The organism is Gillisia sp. CAL575, assembly GCF_000403785.1.
Classification (GTDB): Bacteria; Bacteroidota; Bacteroidia; order Flavobacteriales; family Flavobacteriaceae; genus Gillisia.
This window is the reverse complement of record NZ_APHJ01000006.1, coordinates 1-1,912: the sequence shown is the minus strand read 5'-3', so window position 1 is coordinate 1,912 and position 1,912 is coordinate 1. Positions and strand designations below refer to the sequence as shown.

General features: G+C 33.2%; 3 protein-coding genes. All 3 read left to right on the top strand.

Annotation, left to right across the window (positions count from 1 at the left end; translation table 11 throughout):
* Positions 1 to 386 (top strand): hypothetical protein (locus I130_RS00065; RefSeq protein WP_232224000.1); only part of this gene is annotated, 386 nt, incomplete at its 5' end.
* A 201-nt stretch (positions 387 to 587) separates the two neighbouring features.
* Positions 588 to 1,520 carry a M64 family metallopeptidase gene (locus I130_RS00060; protein WP_034917067.1) on the top strand — a complete coding sequence of 311 codons (933 nt, stop codon included), beginning with the start codon at positions 588 to 590 and terminating at the stop codon, positions 1,518 to 1,520.
* 235 nt (positions 1,521 to 1,755) lie between these two features.
* The coding region (locus tag I130_RS16955) for a helix-turn-helix domain-containing protein (RefSeq protein WP_157480450.1) at positions 1,756 to 1,912 on the top strand (157 nt) is incomplete at its 3' end.

Sequence of the window (1,912 nt, the reverse complement as noted above, 5' to 3'; positions counted from 1 at the left end):
AAATTCCGTTTAATATGCAAAAAAATGAACATACAGTTCCCTTTATAAAAATGATATTTATATTATTCTTTTTATCTGCTTGTGGTAACTCGAATGATAGAAAGGAAATTATCGTAACTGACTTTAATGACAAAATTATTGATAGTTTAATACCTAACAAAAAGGGATCATATTCAACTTATTATATCCACATAGAAGGTTATGCGAATGATAGTATTAGAATTAAACCTGGTAAGGAGGCTGATATTTATTACTATTTTTATTTTAAAGATAGTATTAATGAGGAGTTGAGAATGGATTATTATGGTGGAGAAACAAAATACTTTTTATTTGATCCTTATAAAGCTGATAATGGAAAAATAAAAATAACATATAAATTGCTGTAACTAAAAAATACTGTTAGCAACATCGGTTAAGCGCAAATAGCAGGCATTCCGGTGAAAAGTGATATTTTAGACACCAAGTAAAAAACAACTAAGCCGACAAGAACGTGTCCCTACTCCACGCTACTTGCCTTAACCAAGACCGTTATGCCCAAGCTCATCTGAAAATTCGAAAAGAACAGAATTTTTTAAAACTATTTATATATGAATAAACACTACTTATCAATTCTTTTACTTTTTGCTTTTTCTAGCTGCGTAAATGACGACTTACCTGTTGAAAAAGATGTTAAAGATATTTGCATTGATTCTATAATTCCCTGCCCAGTTATAATAGGAGAGGAAAATAAGGGATGTGTAGCTAATGTTATCTTTTTAGCGGAAGGCTTTACGGAGGAGGAAATGTCCGAATTTCGAGACTTATGTGATATTGCAAAACAAGCAATTCTTGATATGGAACCATTTAAGTCATCACGCAACAGTTTGAATTTTTACAAAGTAGAATCACCCTCAATAACATCAGGTATTAAAACAATTGAATTTACTAGTACTTGTAATGGAACAACAGGTACTAATACTACATCTGACACTCCATGGTCTGTGTTTAGTAACAAAATTGGACTACAACGACTATTAGGAATAGAATCTTCAAGAAGAGATGCCCTTGAAACTTTATATGGCCATTATGCTACAGGAGATTATGTTTATACCATAATCATTGCCAATTCTTCAGGATATTTCGCTAGTGCGGAATTTCCCGGGGTAACAGAATATAATACAATTTCAAATCCCAAGGTTTCCAATATGATACTTTCTAAATATGATAGCGGAGAGATATTTAAATTTTTGGCTAGACACGAATTCGGCCACTCATTTGGAAATTTGGATGATGAATATGAAGACTCTGAAGCCAATTGTGCATTAAAAATACAACCTTGGTTTTTACCAGTGGAACCAAAATTAAACATATTAACAGATAATCCAGGCAATTGGTTTGAAGGAGCAAGATATTCCAGGACAGGATATTGGAGAGAATGGAGTAATTCTATAATGAGAAATGAATTTTATTCAACAGAATTTTCTCCAATACAAAGAACGATAGTTGAACAAAGATTAACGGAAGCCGTTGGATGCCAATAACTCAAAAATAAGAATTAGAATTACTGTCGCCAGGGCATAACATCGGTTAATAGCAAATAGCGGGCATTCTGATGTAAAGTGCTATTTTAGAGACCAAGTAAAAAACAACTAAGCCGACAAGAACGTGTCCCTACTCCACGCCACTTGCATTAACCAAGACCGTTATGCAACAATTTTATTTAAAAACCTGAGTTCAATAACTTAACGCAACAAATCATAACTTTAGATTTGTTGTATGGAACCAAAAAAACACCGGCGATTATCACATCAAGAAAGGGTAATTATCCAGACTCTTTTAGAAGAAAATAGACCTAAATCTTTCATAGCAGAGAAGCTCGGAAGAACCCGATCTACCATCACCAGAGAAGTCAATAAATGGGTAACTAAACCCA

Coding starts and splice junctions, on each gene's coding strand:
- I130_RS00060 (WP_034917067.1), top strand. CDS start 588: ATGAATAAACACTACTTATCAATTCTTTTACTTTTTGCTTTTTCTAGC.